17 protein-coding genes are annotated in these 15,739 nt (G+C 60.1%); 7 read left to right on the top strand and 10 right to left on the bottom strand.

Annotated features, from left to right (window positions below):
• Positions 1-27: 27 nt before the first annotated feature.
• The gene (locus ACM1ZW_RS16325) at positions 28-525 is read right to left on the bottom strand and encodes a hypothetical protein (RefSeq protein WP_017337004.1); all 498 of its coding nucleotides are present in this window, start codon (positions 523-525) and stop codon (positions 28-30) included.
• 160 nt (positions 526-685) lie between these two features.
• Here ACM1ZW_RS16325 and ACM1ZW_RS16320 point away from each other — a divergent pair, with 160 nt between their 5' ends.
• Positions 686-2,740, top strand: coding sequence for a S9 family peptidase (locus ACM1ZW_RS16320; protein ID WP_416738902.1), 2,055 nt, complete (start codon positions 686-688; stop codon positions 2,738-2,740).
• A gap of 210 nt (positions 2,741-2,950) precedes the next feature.
• Positions 2,951-3,424 (top strand): cyclic nucleotide-binding domain-containing protein, encoded by a 474-nt coding sequence (locus ACM1ZW_RS16315; protein ID WP_017337000.1) that lies wholly within the window; start codon positions 2,951-2,953, stop codon positions 3,422-3,424.
• Here the strand turns inward: ACM1ZW_RS16315 and ACM1ZW_RS16310 are convergent.
• The gene (locus ACM1ZW_RS16310) at positions 3,421-3,711 is read right to left on the bottom strand and encodes a hypothetical protein (RefSeq protein WP_416738901.1); all 291 of its coding nucleotides are present in this window, start codon (positions 3,709-3,711) and stop codon (positions 3,421-3,423) included. The genes ACM1ZW_RS16315 and ACM1ZW_RS16310 overlap by 4 nt on opposite strands.
• Before the next feature lie 92 nt (positions 3,712-3,803).
• On the opposite strand from ACM1ZW_RS16310, the gene ACM1ZW_RS16305 reads away from it, so the two are divergent.
• The 4 genes from ACM1ZW_RS16305 to ACM1ZW_RS16290 all read left to right on the top strand — a co-directional run bounded on the left by ACM1ZW_RS16305 (position 3,804) and on the right by ACM1ZW_RS16290 (position 6,063).
• A complete protein-coding gene (locus ACM1ZW_RS16305; RefSeq protein WP_017336998.1) occupies positions 3,804-4,490 on the top strand; it encodes a spermidine synthase in 687 nt (228 codons plus the stop codon).
• A 48-nt stretch (positions 4,491-4,538) separates the two neighbouring features.
• A complete protein-coding gene (locus tag ACM1ZW_RS16300; protein ID WP_017336997.1) occupies positions 4,539-4,910 on the top strand; it encodes a YajD family HNH nuclease in 372 nt (123 codons plus the stop codon).
• A 212-nt stretch (positions 4,911-5,122) separates the two neighbouring features.
• Positions 5,123-5,593, top strand: coding sequence for an RNA methyltransferase (locus ACM1ZW_RS16295; protein WP_017336996.1), 471 nt, complete (start codon positions 5,123-5,125; stop codon positions 5,591-5,593).
• Between the two features lie 92 nt (positions 5,594-5,685).
• Positions 5,686-6,063: a DUF2892 domain-containing protein gene (locus ACM1ZW_RS16290; protein ID WP_414884945.1), complete on the top strand. Its 378-nt coding sequence runs from the start codon at positions 5,686-5,688 to the stop codon at positions 6,061-6,063.
• Positions 6,064-6,185: 122 nt separating this feature from the next.
• On the opposite strand, the gene ACM1ZW_RS16285 is transcribed toward ACM1ZW_RS16290, so the two are convergent.
• On the bottom strand, positions 6,186-7,415 hold the full coding sequence (locus tag ACM1ZW_RS16285) for a hypothetical protein (protein WP_414884944.1): 1,230 nt from the start codon (positions 7,413-7,415) through the stop codon (positions 6,186-6,188).
• Between the two features lie 18 nt (positions 7,416-7,433).
• The gene (locus ACM1ZW_RS16280) at positions 7,434-7,883 is read right to left on the bottom strand and encodes a YcgN family cysteine cluster protein (RefSeq protein WP_017336993.1); all 450 of its coding nucleotides are present in this window, start codon (positions 7,881-7,883) and stop codon (positions 7,434-7,436) included.
• Positions 7,884-8,164: 281 nt separating this feature from the next.
• On the opposite strand from ACM1ZW_RS16280, the gene ACM1ZW_RS16275 reads away from it, so the two are divergent.
• The gene (locus tag ACM1ZW_RS16275; protein WP_416738900.1) at positions 8,165-8,758 is read left to right on the top strand and encodes a nitroreductase family protein; all 594 of its coding nucleotides are present in this window, start codon (positions 8,165-8,167) and stop codon (positions 8,756-8,758) included.
• Positions 8,759-8,899: 141 nt separating this feature from the next.
• On the opposite strand, the gene ACM1ZW_RS16270 is transcribed toward ACM1ZW_RS16275, so the two are convergent.
• From ACM1ZW_RS16270 to ACM1ZW_RS16245, 6 genes are all read right to left on the bottom strand, one after another.
• On the bottom strand, positions 8,900-9,832 hold the full coding sequence (locus ACM1ZW_RS16270) for a D-2-hydroxyacid dehydrogenase (RefSeq protein WP_017336991.1): 933 nt from the start codon (positions 9,830-9,832) through the stop codon (positions 8,900-8,902).
• 120 nt (positions 9,833-9,952) lie between these two features.
• Complete coding sequence (locus tag ACM1ZW_RS16265) at positions 9,953-10,246, bottom strand: YcgL domain-containing protein (protein ID WP_133837473.1); 294 nt, start codon at positions 10,244-10,246, stop codon at positions 9,953-9,955.
• Positions 10,243-11,376, bottom strand: coding sequence for a ribonuclease D (gene rnd / locus ACM1ZW_RS16260; protein ID WP_416738899.1), 1,134 nt, complete (start codon positions 11,374-11,376; stop codon positions 10,243-10,245). The genes ACM1ZW_RS16265 and rnd overlap by 4 nt, the downstream gene beginning before the upstream one ends.
• Before the next feature lie 123 nt (positions 11,377-11,499).
• Positions 11,500-12,162, bottom strand: coding sequence for a class I SAM-dependent methyltransferase (locus tag ACM1ZW_RS16255; protein WP_017336989.1), 663 nt, complete (start codon positions 12,160-12,162; stop codon positions 11,500-11,502).
• A 74-nt stretch (positions 12,163-12,236) separates the two neighbouring features.
• Complete coding sequence (locus ACM1ZW_RS16250) at positions 12,237-13,886, bottom strand: phosphoethanolamine transferase (RefSeq protein WP_416738898.1); 1,650 nt, start codon at positions 13,884-13,886, stop codon at positions 12,237-12,239.
• Positions 13,887-14,054: 168 nt separating this feature from the next.
• Positions 14,055-15,437 (bottom strand): glutamine synthetase family protein, encoded by a 1,383-nt coding sequence (locus tag ACM1ZW_RS16245; protein WP_416738897.1) that lies wholly within the window; start codon positions 15,435-15,437, stop codon positions 14,055-14,057.
• Positions 15,438-15,739 lie beyond the last annotated feature (302 nt).

Here is a 15,739-nt window from a genome sequence, read left to right as displayed (position 1 = left end):
CGGACTCTCTGTAAGGCAGGGGCAAGGTTACAAACGCGGTTCTACGCGCATACGCTGAGGGTTGCTCGGGACCGGCGGGCGACCATAACGGTCATCACCGGCACCGCCGAAAGGATGATCGTCTTCAGGATCGTCGGCCTTGGCCGCAGCCTTGGCAGCCGCCGTCCGTTCCTTGCGCGCCTTGGCGGCGCGTTCGATCGGGAAGCGGATCGCGACGAGCACCAGATAAAGGCCGAAGGCGATCATGCCGTACATGAGCAGGTCGGAGACCGCCCGCCAGGCGTTGTTGCCAACCTTGAACGCGAGGTCCAGGGCGGTGATGGCGATGGCCGGGGCGACCTTTTCCTTCACCGGATCGATGATCGTCGGACTGAACAGCAACACGGCGACCAGCAGTCGCAACGGCTCCCGCAGCCAGCGCCACATCCAGCGGGTCATGCGCATCCACACCAACAGGCAGCCTAAAGCGGCGAAGGCGTAGAGGCCCCAGGCGATCAGATAGTCGTTCTCGGTCATGGTGTCCATGGCAAGGCAGGCAAAGAGGCGCTTATAGTAACGACTTTTCGCACGTCAGGCTTGTCCCAATGCCAGCCGGTCAAGACTCCCACAGGGATCTGTGTAAGGCATCAGGATGTTTCCTGCCCTCTGCGAAGCCCTAATTCCGTACATCGTCCGAGACCCCTTCATGCCCGTATCCGCCAACATGACCAGCGCCCCGATTGCCCACAAGGCCGAAGGTTCTGACCCGTATGCCTGGCTACAGGAACGCGACACCGACGCGGTGCTCGATTACCTCAAGGCTGAAAACCGCTATCAAGAGGCGCAAACCGCCGATCAGGCCGGGTTGCGCGAAACCCTGTTCGAAGAGATCAAGGGCCGGATTCTCGAAACCGACCTGTCGCTGCCCTCCCCGTGGGGCCCGTATCTGTATTACACGCGCACCACGGCCGGTGACGAATACGCTCGTCACTACCGCTGCCCCCGCCCGGCGGATGACAGCCTGCAGCTCGATGAAGCCCACGAACAACTGCTGCTGGACCCGAACGAACTGGCCAACGGCGGCTTCTTTTCCCTCGGTGCGTTCAGTATCAGCCCGGACCACCAGCGCCTCGCCTACAGTATCGACTCCACCGGCGATGAGATTTACACCCTGTTCGTGAAGGAATTATCCAGCGGCCGCGTCAGCGAACTGGAATTCTCGGACTGCGATGGCAGCATGATCTGGGCCAACGACAGCCTGACGCTGTTCTTCGGCGAACTGGACGACACCCACCGCCCGCACAAACTGTTCCGCTATCGACTGGACGGCACGGCGGCCGAAGAAGTGTTCCATGAGTCGGACGGCCGCTTCTTCATGCATTGCTATCGCTCGAGTTCGGAGCAGCAATTGCTGCTGGCGCTGGGCAGCAAGACCACCAGCGAAGTCTGGGTGCTCGACGCGTCCCAGCCGCAACAGGCGTTCACCTGCATCGCGCCGAGGGTTGAAGACCATGAGTACGACGTTGATCACGGCGCACTCGATGGCCAATGGACCTGGTTCATTCGCACCAACCGCGACGGCATCAACTTTGCCTTGTACACGGCTGTCGATACCGGCGTTGCGCCGACCGAAGCCGACTGGCAGAACCTGATTCCCCACAGCGACACCACGATGATCGACGGCATGAGCCTCAACGCCCGGGCCTTGACCCTCAGCCTGCGTGAAGGTGGCTTGCCGATCATCCAAGTCCACCCGCAAGACCTGCCGAGCTACCGCGTGCAGTTGCCGGATGCGGCCTACAGCCTGCACGTGCAAAACAGCCTGGAATTCATCAGCGACCGCATCCGTTTGCGTTACGAAGCGCTGAACCGTCCGGCGCAGATCCGCCAACTGGAACTGGTCAGCGGCGAACAGAAAGTGTTGAAGGAAACCCCGGTGCTCGGTCCGTTCGACGCTGACACCTACGTCAGTCAGCGCCTGTGGGCGACAGCGCCGGACGGTACGCAAGTGCCGATCAGCCTGGTCGTCAAACGCGAAGCCCTCGGTAAGCCGACGCCACTTTATCTGTACGGCTACGGCGCCTACGGCGAGAGCCTCGACCCGTGGTTCTCCCATGCGCGCCTGAGCCTGCTGGATCGCGGCGTGGCGTTTGCCATCGCCCACGTGCGGGGTGGCGGCGAACTGGGAGAAGCCTGGTATCGCGCCGGCAAGCAGGAACACAAGCACAACACCTTCAGCGACTTCATCGCCTGCGCCGAGCACCTGATCGCCAATGGCTTCACCACATCAAAGCAACTGGCGATAAGCGGCGGCAGTGCTGGCGGCTTGTTGATTGGCGCGGTGCTCAACATGCGTCCGGAGCTGTTCGGCGCGGCAATTGCCGAAGTGCCGTTCGTCGACGTGCTGAACACCATGCTCGACCCGGAGCTGCCGCTGACCGTCACGGAATACGACGAGTGGGGCAATCCTGAAGAGCCGGACGTTTATGATCGGATCAAGGCTTACGCCCCGTACGAAAACGTCACTGCACAGGCTTATCCGGCGACGCTGGTGGTCGCCGGCTACAACGACAGTCGCGTGCAATATTGGGAAGCGGCCAAATGGGTGGCCAGGTTGCGCGCGACCAAAACCGACAGCAACCCGCTGCTGCTCAAGACCGAGCTGGGCGCCGGGCATGGCGGGATGAGCGGGCGTTACCAGGGATTACGTGACGTAGCACTCGAATACGCATTTGTTTTCAAGGTTTTGGGGATTGCCTGAGGAACTTGGCCTGACACGTCGGTCTTAAGACCAGACACCGGGTCTGCTCCCACACAATTCCAATGTGAGAGCGGGCTCGCTCGCGAAGAGGCCAGCACATTCAACATCAATGTTGGGTGTTACACCGCCTTCGCGAGCAAGCCCGCTCCCCCAAGGGATTGAGGACATCCCGAAAACCGGAACCAGACACAAAAAAAAGACCGTGACGACATGTCAGAACCAACCCTGTTGAACAACGAAATCCGTGACTGGCTGATGGACTGCGGCCTGTTCGACCAACTGCTGCCTGCAGACTTCGCTGCCGCTTCCGGCTACTTCAGTATCAGCACCGTGGCCGAAGGCGAAGAGATTTTTCACGAAGGCGACGCCGGCAGCTTCATGTGCATCATCCATACCGGCCAGGTGGCGGTGCAGAAATCCGGCAGCGACGGACAATTGGTGACCATGGCCACCTTGCGCAGCGGTCGGGCGTTCGGCGAAATGGCCGTGCTCGATGGTGAGCGACGTTCCGCCAGTTGCGTGGCAGCGAGTAATTGCCAGTTGCTGAACCTGGGCAAGGACTCGCTGGAAAAGATGCTCAACGACGCGCCGAAAATCGCCGCCAAGATCATCCGCGCCCTTGCCGTCTCCCTGTCCAAACGCCTGCGCATGGCCGATGGGCAACTGTTGTCACAGCAGGTCTAACCGCCCGGCGACTTGATCTTCGTATTGTTCTGCTCCAGGCCCGGCAACGTCTGGTCCTTGGGCGGGCTGGGCACTTCGATCGGTGGCAACAGCGGTGGCCCGCCACCGCCGGGCCCGGCTTTGTGCGGGATGGTCGGGGTGATCTGCGGATACGGCGTCGGCGTCGCGGTGCCGGGCGAACCGGGCAGTGGCGCCGGGCTGGTCGGAATGGTTTGCAGCTCTTGGGCCTGCACTGCAGTTATCGAGAGCGCGGCCAAGGCAATGGCCGTTAGAATGGTGCGCTTCATCAATGGCTCCGTTGGCCTTGTTGTCTGGTTGCAGGCTACTCCCAACGGCGTTCGTTTGCCTCCCCCCTGCCCCTCCTTCTCAAGAGAGCCCCATGAAACGTTTCGTTCTCCTCGACACCGCCCCCATTCCTGAAAACGGCGGCGCCCTGTGCCTGTTCGAATACGGTGAGGATTTCGTCATCAAGATCCAGGGCGGCGACGGCGGACAGCTGATGAACACCCGCATGCACGGCTCCGAAGACGCATTGGCCGAAATCCCCTGCCGCAAGGTCGCTGGCCGGCCGAATTCGCGGGTGCTGATCGGTGGCCTGGGCATGGGTTTCACCCTCGCCTCGGCCCTCAAGCATTTGGGCAAGACCGCAGAAGTCGTGGTCGCTGAACTGGTGCCCGGCGTGGTCGAGTGGAATCGCGGGCCATTGGGCGAGAAAGCCGGCAATCCGTTGCTCGATCAGCGCACGGTGATCCGCATGGAAGACGTGGCCAAAGTACTGCAGGCCGAGCCGCAAGGATTCGATGCGATCATGCTCGACGTCGACAACGGCCCCGAAGGCCTGACCCAGAGGGCCAATAGCTGGCTCTACTCCGCAGGCGGCCTGAGCGCGTGCGCCAAAGCCCTGCGGCCAAAAGGGGTGCTGGCCGTCTGGTCGGCCAGCGCCGACAAGCAGTTTTCCGACAAACTGAAAAAAGCCGGCTTCAAGGCCGAGGAAGTCCAGGTCTTTGCCCACGGCAACAAGGGCACCCGCCACACCATCTGGATTGCCGAGAAGCTCAAGGGCTGAGCTAAACTTCGTTCATAACCGTCATTAGTCTTTTACAAAGGTGAACCCATGAGTTCGTCAACGCCGACCAACACTTCGAAGCTGGACCGCATCCTCGCCGACAACCAGCGCGACAAGGAAATGGGTTACCGCGACAAAGCCCTGAAAATGTACCCGCACGTGTGCGGCCGCTGCGCCCGCGAGTTTTCCGGCAAGCGCCTGAGCGAACTGACCGTGCACCACCGCGACCACAACCACGACAACAACCCGCAGGATGGTTCGAACTGGGAACTGTTGTGCCTGTATTGCCATGACAACGAACACTCGCGGTACACCGATCAGCAGTATTTCGATGAAGGCTCGTTGAGCACGCCGAAGATCGCCAAGGCGACGCATAACCCATTTGCGGCGTTGGCCGGTTTGATGAAGAAAGACGACTGAATATCTTCATTGTCTGACCTGGCCCCATCGCTGGCGGGCTAGCTTCCACAGGGGATCTTCTGCGCACATAAGTATGTGTGAACGCCCCAGATCCAATGTGGGAGCTAGCCTGCTAGCGATTGCAATTGTCCAGTCACCACCAATCTCAAATCAGACACCCCCTCCCCCAATCCCCGTATAATCGCGGTTTTTTCCCCGAAGGCACCCCGCTCGTGGCAGACAAACGGTACAGCTGCATTGGTTTGTTCAATCCAAAATCACCGGAAAACGTCGGCTCGGTCATGCGCGCCGCCGGCTGCTACAACGTGGCGTCCGTGTTCTACACCGGCAAGCGTTATGACCGCGCCGCCGACTTCGTCACCGACACCAAACGCGTCCACTACGACATCCCGCTGATCGGCATCGACGACCTGAAAAAAATCCTGCCACTGGGCTGCGTACCGGTCGCCGTGGAGCTGGTCGAAGGCGCACGCTCGCTGCCCGAATACACCCACCCGGATCGCGCGCTGTACATCTTCGGCCCGGAAGACGGCTCGCTGGATAAAGAGATTCGCGACTGGTGCGAAGACGTGGTCTACATCCCGACCACCGGTTGCATGAACCTCGCTGCCACGGTCAACGTCGTGCTGTACGACCGCATGGCCAAGGGCCTCAACACCCGCTCCGGTCCGAAATTCCGCTGAATCGACGCACATCCGATGGAACAAGCCGCCCGCCTCGGCAGTCAGCTTAATTATCTATTCTTGAAGCAGTCCTTCCCGCCAGGAGACAGATCATGAGCGAACTCAAACGCGTAGAGCGCATCGAATCCACCCCGTTCCAGACCCATTCCGAGCAGAACGTTCAGGGTTGGGAGCGCATCGGCTCCCTGGCCGGTGGCGTGGTGATGGTCGGCAAGGGCCTGCGTCGCGGCGGAATATTCGGTTTGCTCCAGGTGGCCATCGGCGGCGTAGCGCTGGCCCGTGGCATTACCGGCCACAGTTCGGCCAAGAGCCTGCTGGAGAAAAGCCGTCAGGACATGAACAACGTGCGGGCGAAAATCGAGCGTGCCGGGGAAGAGTTGGGTCGGCTGAAGGCGAATGCCGAGGCGGCGACCAAAACCGCGACCGTCACCGGGAATGATTCGTTGAAGTCGCCGAAAACCGGGGTTTGATCTGAGTTTTCGTTGAGGCTTATGGCCTCTTCGCGGGCAAGCCCGCTCCCACAGGTTTTAGTGTTGGGCCACGAATTTGTGGACACCCCTGATCCTTGTGGGGCTTGCCCGCGATGGCAACTTTACTGGAGCAACCCGGTATCCAAGACTTTGGAAGACTCGCCAATCACACTCTCGGCCAGCTGAACGAACGCCTTGGTATCGACACTCTCCAAATGCATCGCCCCGCGCATCACATCGTCCAGCGAACGCTTGTTACGGGTCTTGATACGAATCTCCTGATCCAGCTCACCCAGCAATAAAACTGCTTTGCCTATCTGTGCCGGGCTGATCTGCTCACCCCGCAAGGTCGTGACCTTCTGGCCCTCTTTGGCCAACTTCTTCTGCAAATGTTCATACCGCTCATCACTCATCCCGCCGGCACGTCGTACCAGTTCGATGGCGTAATACTCGGCAAAACCTTCGCTGATCCAGTCACTGCGCTGCTTGTCATTGATCCGCCCGAACACCTGGGCCAGTTCACGTACCAGCACACTGCTGCCGCTTTCGCTGACCAGTGGCAGGCGCGTATTCAGATAGATCGACTCGCGCGCGGCCAGGCTGCCCCGCCACATCGGGTCGTTGGCGCCGACAATCAGCAACTTGGCAGGATGACGCGGGAACACGGCCTGCACTTGCGGCCAGACAAACGTCAGCAGCGTCAGCACATCCATGCGGCGCATGCCCTGGCCTTGGGGCGAGGCGACGGTGACTTCGGTTTCCCCCAATCGGGTGCGACGGGTGCCGAGGTGACCGGCAAGCATCCAGCCGGTAGGCCGATCGAACAGGCGGGAGACGTTATCGATGCGGAATTTGTTCTTGCCGATCCGTGGCCAGGCGGTTTCGACGCTTTTCCAGCCGGTGGGCAATTCGAATTCCAGGCGTGACACCAGCTCGATGCCATCCTGCTGATCGAGTCTGGCAGCGGGCACCAGGTCGTCGCCGCGCATCAGCGCCCAGGTCGGGGTCATGCGCGTGTCGAAGCTGCCGCTCTTGCGGCCATGGCTGATGCGCACACGGTAGGTCAGGCTGGCCTTGTCGGCGGCCGGGCGCCAGACACCACGGGCCGGCTTGCCGGGCGTGAGTTGCCACTGGCCATCGGCCTTGAAATCGCTGTAATGGCTGCCGTCGCCGAGGTCGAAATCCAGGCTGCGCACCGCCGAACCCTGGGCCAGGGTCAGCCGCACTTCAGCCTGATCGCTTTGCGGCAACAGGCGCACGTGGTAATCCAGGTCGACCTTCTTCGCCGCCCACACGGGCGAACCAAAGGCCAGCAGCCCGACGGCCAGCGCCAGCCGCAATCCCACAGCCATACACACTCCTTTGTAAAACTAACCTGCCCGGAAAATCAGATGGTCTTCCCAATCCTCTTCGGCCACGCTGCCTTCGGCGAGCATGCGCCCGGACTGGGAAATGCGTTCGTGGTGCACGGCGTCGCGATCACCGCACACCAAGTGGTGCCAGAGTGGCAAATCCTTGCCTTCGCTGACCAGGCGATAACCGCAGGTCGGCGGCAGCCATTTGAACTCATCGGCCTTGCCCGGCGTGAGCTGGATGCAGTCCGGCACGAATTCACGGCGGTTCGGGTAATCGCTGCACTGACAGGTTTTCAAGTCCAGCAACTTGCACGCGATGCGCGTGTAGTAAACGCTGTTGTCCTCTTCATCCTCGAGCTTTTGCAGGCAGCACAGACCACAACCGTCGCACAGCGATTCCCATTCCTGCTGATCGAGCTGATCGAGGGTTTTGCGTATCCAGAACGGTTCGACTTTGGCGGCCATGGCTCAAGCATCAACATCAGGTAGTGAAAAGGCCGCCAGTCTAGTGTGCAGCGGCCCGCGGGCCAAGCATTGGCGACTGCCGGTAGAACGGGACTTGTCAGTTATTGCGCCGCCAAGTAGCTTTGCCAGTCGCAAGGAGCCAGACCTGCGTGCCATTAACGCCCAACTGCGTTGCATCCAGATGAAGTACCAGGCTCACGAAAAACCTCATCGCCCAGCCTGACTGTGCCCGCCGGTTTTTTACTCGACCCTCTGACTCACATGTCGCAAGGAATCTCTGCATGAGTGCCAATCCACGCGTTGCCGATTACGCCATCCACCCTCAATTTACCGATCGCTGGTCGCCCCGTGCCTTCACCGGCGAAGCCATTCCAGAAGAAACCCTGCTGAGCTTTTTCGAAGCCGCACGCTGGGCACCCTCGGCCTACAACTCGCAGCCTTGGCGCTTCCTCTACGCGCGCCGGGATACGCCGAACTGGGAGCGTTACCTGGGCTTGCTGAACGAATTCAACCGCAGCTGGGCGCAACACGCCTCTGCGCTGGTGATCGTGATCTCGAAAACCACCTTCACCGCGCCCGGCGCCACCGAAGAAACTCCGGCCCTGTGGCACACCTTCGACACCGGTTCGGCCTGGGGCCATCTGGCGTTGCAAGCGAGCCTCAGCGGCTGGCACACCCACGGCATGGCCGGTTTCGATCAGGAGCTGACCCGCAAGGAGCTGAACATTCCTGAAGGTTACGCACTGCACGCAGCAGTGGCGGTGGGCAAGTTGGGGGACAAGGCGACGCTGGCGGATTACCTGCAAGCGCGCGAAGAGCCGAGCCCGCGTCGTCCGTTGAGCGAACTCGCAGCTGAAGGCGACTTCACCCTCTAAGCCACACCGCAAAACAACTGTGGGAGCAAGCCTGCTAGCGATGAGGGAACGTCAGCCAACAATGATGTCGACTGACACACCGCCATCGCGAGCAGGCTTGCTCCCACGGTGGGTTTTGCACACTATTCAAGCAAAGTGGATTCAATACCCGCGATTGAAATCCACTTCCCCGCGCAACGCCTCGCCCGCCTGATACGCCCGCACATTCTCGACGAACAGCTTCACCATCATCGCTGGCGAAGTCGGCGCCGAACTGTGTCCGGTGAGCAGCAAGCCCCAGGCCGTCCAGAACGGGTGACGTTGCGGCAGCGGTTCCTGACGGCAGACGTCGATCACCGCGCCTGCCAGATGCCCTTCCTTCAAGGCCTCCACCAAATCCGCATCGACCACCGCCACGCCACGCCCGACGTTGATGAACAACCCGGTCGGCTTGAACTGCTTGAACAGCGCCGCGTCGTACAGGTCGTGAGTCGTCGGCGTATTCGGCAGCAGATTGATCACGTAATCCACCTCACCAACCAGACGCGGCAAGTCCGCCAGCGCCCCCACTTCGACAAACGGGGCCTGCTCGCGAGCTTCGCTGGCGATGCCATACAACTCGACGCCAAACGGCAGCAGAAACTGCGCCACGGTCTGACCGATGTCACCGGTGCCGACAATCAACACCTTACGCCCCGCCAGGCTTTGGCCCTGGCGGCTGTCCCATTTGCGCTCGACCTGACTGACCAGGCGCGGCAACACTTCGCGCTCGTGGCCGAGCATGTAGGTCAGCACGTATTCGGCCATGACCTGACCGAAAATCCCCACCGCGCGGGTCAGGCGATAGTGGCGTGGCAGGCCGTCGGCCAGCAGCGGCGTGATGCCGGCCCAGGTCGATTGCAACCATTGCGGCTGGTGACCCTGGCGCAACAGGGTCGCCAGAAGGTCCGGCTGCCCCAGCCAGATCGGGCAATCGGCGGCCTGGCGGGCCAGTTCAGCGGAGTCGCCGCTGGTCAGTACTTCCAGATCAGGCGCTGCCTGGCGCAACAGTTGGGCATATACAGGGTGGTCGTGTTCAGCAATCAGAACGCGCATGGTTCAAACCTTTCAAAAGCAGTGCAGACGGCCACCGAGGGGGTATCGCTCCCTCATCGTGGCCATCGCCAAAATCATTCCAGTGTTTCACGCAGACTCTGAACAGAGCCTGTCTGCCGATCACATCGGATCGTTGCGTCGCAACAGTTCTTCCGGCAAATGTTCGATGTATTCGTCTTCGGCCGGCGGCATTTGCAGGTGGTAACCCTGCTTCTCGAGGTTTTCCAGGACCACGGTGATGTCCTCGCGCGACAGCTTGCGCTCGGGGCTCAGCACCAGGTCGAACGCGTGGTGCGGTTTGCCGAAAGCGGCCATCAGACTTTCCGGGACGCGCTCCAGTGCATCGCTTTTGAGCACATAGAGGTACATCTCGTTTTTCTTCAGGCTTCGATAGATGGAGCAAATACGTTTCAAGGCTGTTCTCCGGCGGTGGCCAGGCTGTCGAGCAGCGCCTGGCCCATCAATTCGCGGCGCCAGCCACGCAGCGAATCAGGCAATTGGTAAGGACCATTGGGGAAGCCGCTCTTGAGCAGCGCTTCCAGGGTTTTCTTGCGCAGCATCAGCTCCGGCGCGATGTTCAGGCGCTCGGCTTCGGCCTGGCCAAGTGCACGCAACTGTTTGATCAGGGCTGCCGCATCTACCGGCAACGGCTCCGGCACGGCAGGCGGCCATTGATCTGGCGACACATTGCCAGAGCGCTTGATCAGATCAAGCAGAAATTCGCCGTCCTGACGCACGGTACGCGGGTGCATGTCTTCGATTTTCGCCAGCGCGCCGAGGTTGTCCGGTTGCGTCCGCGCCAGCGGCCACAGGGAGTGTTCACGGAGGATGCGATTGCGCGGCAAGTCACGGGCGCGGGCTTCGTGTTCGCGCCAGGCGCAGAGTTCACGCAGCACGGCGAGTTGGGCACGGGAGAGTTTCCAGGCCAGTTTGGCTTCGCGATAGACCTGGTACGGATCAACTTCACGACGCAGGTTGGCCACCAGCTCGGCGCCGTCTTCCAGGACCCAGGCATATTTATCGTCAGACAGTTTCGGACGAAGCTGTACGAAAACTTCCGCGAGGTGCAAGGCATCTTCGGCGGCGTAGCTGATCTGAGTGTCGGACAGCGGACGTTGCAGCCAGTCGGAACGGGTCTCGCCCTTGGGCAGGTCGATGCCGAGCACTTCCTGCACCAGCCGCGAATACCCCATGGAAAAACCGAGGTTCAGGTACGCAGCGGCGAGTTGAGTGTCGAACAGCGGCGCCGGCAGGCTGCCGGTCAGGCGCAGCAACACTTCGAGGTCTTCGCTGCACGCGTGCACGACTTTGACCACGGCCGGGTTTTCCAGCAACGCCGCCAGGGGTTGCCAGTTGTCGATGGTCAACGGATCAATCAGGTAAGCGCGTACGCCATCGCCGATCTGCAGCAGGCCTGCGATCGGATAGAAGGTGTCGACCCGCATGAATTCGGTGTCGAGGGCAACGTAGGGCAGCTGCTGCCACTCGGCGCAAAACCGGCCGAGGCTATCGTTGTCGCGAATCCAGTGAATATCGATGGCCACACGGCTCTCCCTTGAAGAATGGCGCGCAGTATATATCGCCCCCGGCGATTTCTGCGCCTCCACTGAACAAGAGCTTTAGCGAAAACACCTGCCTGATGGCAAGAAATGTCTGACAGAGGGAGGTTATCTGGCCTTACGCAACACGTAGACGCGCATTCGCTCGCAACCGGGCAGGAAGTCCTGGTGACTGAGCAAGTGAAAACCCGCCTGTTTGAACTCGTCTTCCACTTCGGCCTTACTGGCCAGCGGCCGAGCCTGAACCCCTTGTGTATCCGGCCGCCAGCGCTTGAAACGGGTGTCGACCCGCACCGCCACAATCACCGTATCGCGGCTGACCCGGTGGAACTCCCCCAGCATGGCCAACCGATGCTCGGGGCTGGCGAGCTGCTGAAACAGTTGCATGCAAAAAATGCAGTCCACCGCATTCGCCGACAAGCCGATGGCGAATGCCGAGCTTTGAAAAGTCTTGACCCGTTTCAGCAGGTGTTGCGGGTGGTGGGTCGGTGCGTGATCGAGCATGTCCTGAGACGGGTCGGACGCCAGAATCACCCGGTTCGTGTGTTCGGCCAGCACCGGCCAAAAGCGCCCGGCCCCGCAAGTCACGTCGAGGACCAGGCCTGGCTCGCCAGCCGCCTTGAGCGCGTTACGCACCAGTTGCTCGTCACGCCAGAACGCCAGGCGCCCGGCGAGTCCACGTGAGTGCGGCTGCAGGCAGACGCGGGCGTGTTCCTGATCGTGACGCCGGGCGAACTCGAGCTCGATGGCGGAAGGGGGTTGAGCGGACATGTAAGGGGCTCTTGTAGGAAAAATCTGCCGGGACGCAGATTAACGGCCGGTTCGTGAAAAAAAGGTCGTGGCCCTCACTCTTTGGCCAGGACACCGTCAATCACCGCACCGCGACAGCCGGCAAACATGTCCAGATCCTGGTTGTAGACCTTGCTGTTGACCTCCAGCAAACCGATCATCGAATGGAACAGGTTGTCCTGGCTCAACGGTTTATCACGGCTTAGCTGCAAGCAATGAGTGTCTACCGAGAAAGACTTCTGATAACTGTCAGAGAACCAGGCCAGCATGGCGACATGCTTCTGTTGATCGGGCGCCAGCATGTAAGGCGTACCGTGAAGGAACAGGTTGTATTCGCCGAGGGACTCACCGTGGTCCGACAGATACAGCATCGCTGTATCGACTTTGTCCTGGTTGCTGCGCAGCAGGTCGATCAGGGTCGACAGCACATGGTCGGTGTACACCAGCGTGTTGTCGTAACCGTTGACGATACTTTCGCGACTGCAATTGTTCAGCGCATTGCTTTCACACACCGGGGTAAAGCGTTCGTACTCTTTCGGGTAGCGCTTGAAGTACTCAGGACCGTGACTGCCCATCTGATGCAAGACCAGCACGGTGTCTTTGTCCAGGGTGTCGATGAAGTGCTGCAACCCCTGCAGAAGGATTTCATCGCGGCATTCACTGTTGGCGCAGAGCGTCGGGTCTTTCAGGTTGCTGACATCATCGAGGGTGACGCGGTCGCAAGTGCCTTTGCAGCCCGACTGGTTATCGCGCCAAATGACATCCAGCCCCGCTCGCTTGAGCACATCCAGCAGACCTTCCTCATTCTTTGCCTTGCTCGCGTTGTAGTCTTTGCGGCCCATGTTGGAAAACATGCACGGCACCGAGACGGCTGTTTCCGTGCCGCAGGAGTACACGTCGGTGAAGGCAATCAGGCCCGCCTCCTTGTCCAGTGCTGGCGTGGTGTCGCGGTCGTAGCCCAGCACACCAAAGTTCTCGGCCCGGGCACTCTCTCCCACCACCAGCACGGTCAGGGATTTACGGCCGTGAGCTTGCCAGGCCGGGTTTTTCCTGGCGTCCTCACCAATTTTTACGAAGGGTTGCCGGGCCGAAACGACTTGTTCGCGCAGGAAGCCGAAGGAGGCACCGATATAGTTGCTGGGCACTACCATCAAACGCAATTCGTGGTGATTTCGAAACAATGACGAGAGGCCCTGATAATTAACTAGCGCCACACCACCTAATACCACTACCGACGCAACACTTACCAAAGCCTTACTTAATAGTTCGCGATGCCAGCGGCGGTAATTTACCGATGTTATCCACAATAACCACGATGGCAACACACCGAGCAAAAGAATATAAACCAGCAACTTTATCGAGAGTAAATCACGGACTTCCGTTGCATTGGTTTGCGCAAAATTGCGCAACATGCCGGTGTCTATCAGCACACCGTATTGACTCATGAAATAAGCCACCCCGGCGCTGATCATAAAGATCAACGTCAACAGCGGCTTCATCAACGGCCGAAAAGCCAGCAGTGTCAGCACTATGTTGAAGGCAGCCAGAATCATCAAGCCGAAAGAAACACGCAGGGCGATGCCGTCGCCATCGAAGGCGGTGATTTCAAACAGGTGTTGCCAGAGCACTAAATTGAAGCCCGCCAACAGAAAGGCACTGGCAAACAACGTCACCCATTCCGGGCGCACGGCTTTAATCTTCAACATGATAATCGGCTGTTCCTGTAAAGAAGTGCCGTCAGCAAATGTGAAAAGTTCATTTACCGCGACAGCACTAACCTTAGGCGGCCAACCATCAATTTTTTGTGAAAAAGAAGCCAACGATTAGTTGGCTTCCAGTATGAGGTCAAAACTTAAGTTGTATTTGAGAATGGTTCAGGCCTGGTTCAGGTACCAACGCCAATCCTGTTCACCGACTTCGCCCATGAACTGCCGATACTCGGCACGTTTAACGGCGAGATAAACACCGAGAAACCCTCCACCGAAGGCCTCCCGCGCCCACGTCGAACCTTCCAGCGCGCGCAAGGTGGTCAGCCAGTCGGTCGGCAGCAGCTCCGTGGCCTGGGCGTAACCGTTGCCTTCGACCGGCGCCCCCGGGTCCAGTTGTTCGCGAATGCCGCGATGGATGCCGGCCAGGATCGCCGCTGCCGCCAGATACGGGTTGGCGTCGGCGCCGCAAATGCGATGTTCGATGTGCCGCGAGAACGCCGGCCCGCCCGGCACGCGCAAACTCACGGTGCGATTGTCCACGCCCCAAGTGGCAGCCAGCGGCGCGTAGCTGTTGGTCTGGAAGCGACGGTAGGAGTTGGCGTTCGGACAGAACAGCAGCAACGAATCGAGCAAGGTACTGAGCATGCCGCCAACTGCCTGTTTCAGCAGCGGCGTACCGTCCGTGGCGTCGCTGGCGAACAGGTTGTTGCCGTCCTTGTCTGCGAGGCTGACATGCATATGCATGCCAGTGCCGGCCAGGTCGTCGAAAGGCTTGGCCATGAAGCACGCCGTCATCCCGTGTTTGTGCGCCACGCCCTTGACCAGCCGTTTGTAGCGCACGGCTTCATCCATCGCCTGCAAGGCGTCGGTGCGATGTTCGAGGGTGATTTCCACTTGCCCCGGCGCGTATTCGGAAATCGCCGTGCGCGCCGGAATGCCCTGGAGCTTGCAGGCGCTGTAGAGGTCGGCCAGGAATGGCTCGATCTGCTCCAGTTCGCGCAAACCGTAGACTTGAGTGCTGCGCGGACGTCCGCCGTCAACGTCTCGAGCCGGTTGCGGCCGACCGTTGCTGTCGCGCTGCTGATCCAGCAGGTAAAACTCCAGCTCCGCCGCCATCACCGGGTAGTAACCGTCCGCCTGCAAGCCTTCGATCACCTTCGCCAACAGGTGGCGTGGGTCGGCGATGGTCGCCGGCATGCCCTCCTTCGGGTGCATGCTAACCTGCACCGCCGCCGTCGGAATCAATCGCCACGGCATGCGCGTCAAACTGCCGCTGATCGGGTAGGCCCGGCAATCAATATCGCCCACGTCCCACACCAGCCCGGAGTTTTCAACGTCGTCGCCGTTGATGGTCAGGCCCAGGATGGTACTTGGCAAAGGCCGGCCACTTTCATACACCGCCAGCAATTCATCGCGATGCAACAACTTGCCCCGTGGCACGCCGTTGTTGTCGAGGATGAACAACTCGAACATCTCGATATCCGGATTCTGTTCAAGAAAGGTCAGGGCTTCTTGCTTCGTGGCGAAGGATGTCGTGGCACAACTCATAGGAACTCTCTTGTTTCCGCGTCAGGCAAACGCGCAGGCGCTGCCGATTTGATCCCTGCGTACGGTGCGGGACCTGTAAGAACAATCAACGGGAAAGGTGGGAATCCGGCGGGCGCGCGTGACGGCAATGCCACAACGCCCAGAAGGCGAGTTCGGAAGGAAGTGCGACCGGACAACCGTCCATAGAGAAGACCGCAGTAAACAGATGAACCGCAGCGTCACATGGCAGGATAAGTCGTTAAATCGGGATTTGAAGAACTTTGGTTGCGAAATGGCTAAACATTCTCTGAATACTGACTTAA

Origin of the sequence: Pseudomonas sp. NFX71 (genome assembly GCF_048079215.1) — a bacterium.
GTDB lineage: Bacteria > Pseudomonadota > Gammaproteobacteria > Pseudomonadales > Pseudomonadaceae > Aquipseudomonas > Aquipseudomonas fluorescens_B.
Note: the sequence above shows the minus strand (reverse complement) of the source record. Positions and strands in the feature narration are given on the sequence as shown.

What these genes read in the sequence shown, in the direction of transcription:
- ACM1ZW_RS16270 (WP_017336991.1), bottom strand. Translation starts at nt 9,832, where the DNA reads ATGCGCGTTCTGATTGCTGAACACGACCACCCTGTATATGCCCAACTG.
- ACM1ZW_RS16305 (WP_017336998.1), top strand. Translation starts at nt 3,804, where the DNA reads ATGAAACGTTTCGTTCTCCTCGACACCGCCCCCATTCCTGAAAACGGC.
- ACM1ZW_RS16300 (WP_017336997.1), top strand. Translation starts at nt 4,539, where the DNA reads ATGAGTTCGTCAACGCCGACCAACACTTCGAAGCTGGACCGCATCCTC.
- ACM1ZW_RS16310 (WP_416738901.1), bottom strand. Translation starts at nt 3,711, where the DNA reads ATGAAGCGCACCATTCTAACGGCCATTGCCTTGGCCGCGCTCTCGATA.
- ACM1ZW_RS16250 (WP_416738898.1), bottom strand. Translation starts at nt 13,886, where the DNA reads ATGTTGAAGATTAAAGCCGTGCGCCCGGAATGGGTGACGTTGTTTGCC.
- ACM1ZW_RS16245 (WP_416738897.1), bottom strand. Translation starts at nt 15,437, where the DNA reads ATGAGTTGTGCCACGACATCCTTCGCCACGAAGCAAGAAGCCCTGACC.
- ACM1ZW_RS16275 (WP_416738900.1), top strand. Translation starts at nt 8,165, where the DNA reads ATGAGTGCCAATCCACGCGTTGCCGATTACGCCATCCACCCTCAATTT.
- ACM1ZW_RS16285 (WP_414884944.1), bottom strand. Translation starts at nt 7,415, where the DNA reads ATGGCTGTGGGATTGCGGCTGGCGCTGGCCGTCGGGCTGCTGGCCTTT.
- ACM1ZW_RS16280 (WP_017336993.1), bottom strand. Translation starts at nt 7,883, where the DNA reads ATGGCCGCCAAAGTCGAACCGTTCTGGATACGCAAAACCCTCGATCAG.
- ACM1ZW_RS16255 (WP_017336989.1), bottom strand. Translation starts at nt 12,162, where the DNA reads ATGTCCGCTCAACCCCCTTCCGCCATCGAGCTCGAGTTCGCCCGGCGT.
- ACM1ZW_RS16325 (WP_017337004.1), bottom strand. Translation starts at nt 525, where the DNA reads ATGGACACCATGACCGAGAACGACTATCTGATCGCCTGGGGCCTCTAC.
- ACM1ZW_RS16320 (WP_416738902.1), top strand. Translation starts at nt 686, where the DNA reads ATGCCCGTATCCGCCAACATGACCAGCGCCCCGATTGCCCACAAGGCC.
- ACM1ZW_RS16315 (WP_017337000.1), top strand. Translation starts at nt 2,951, where the DNA reads ATGTCAGAACCAACCCTGTTGAACAACGAAATCCGTGACTGGCTGATG.
- ACM1ZW_RS16290 (WP_414884945.1), top strand. Translation starts at nt 5,686, where the DNA reads ATGAGCGAACTCAAACGCGTAGAGCGCATCGAATCCACCCCGTTCCAG.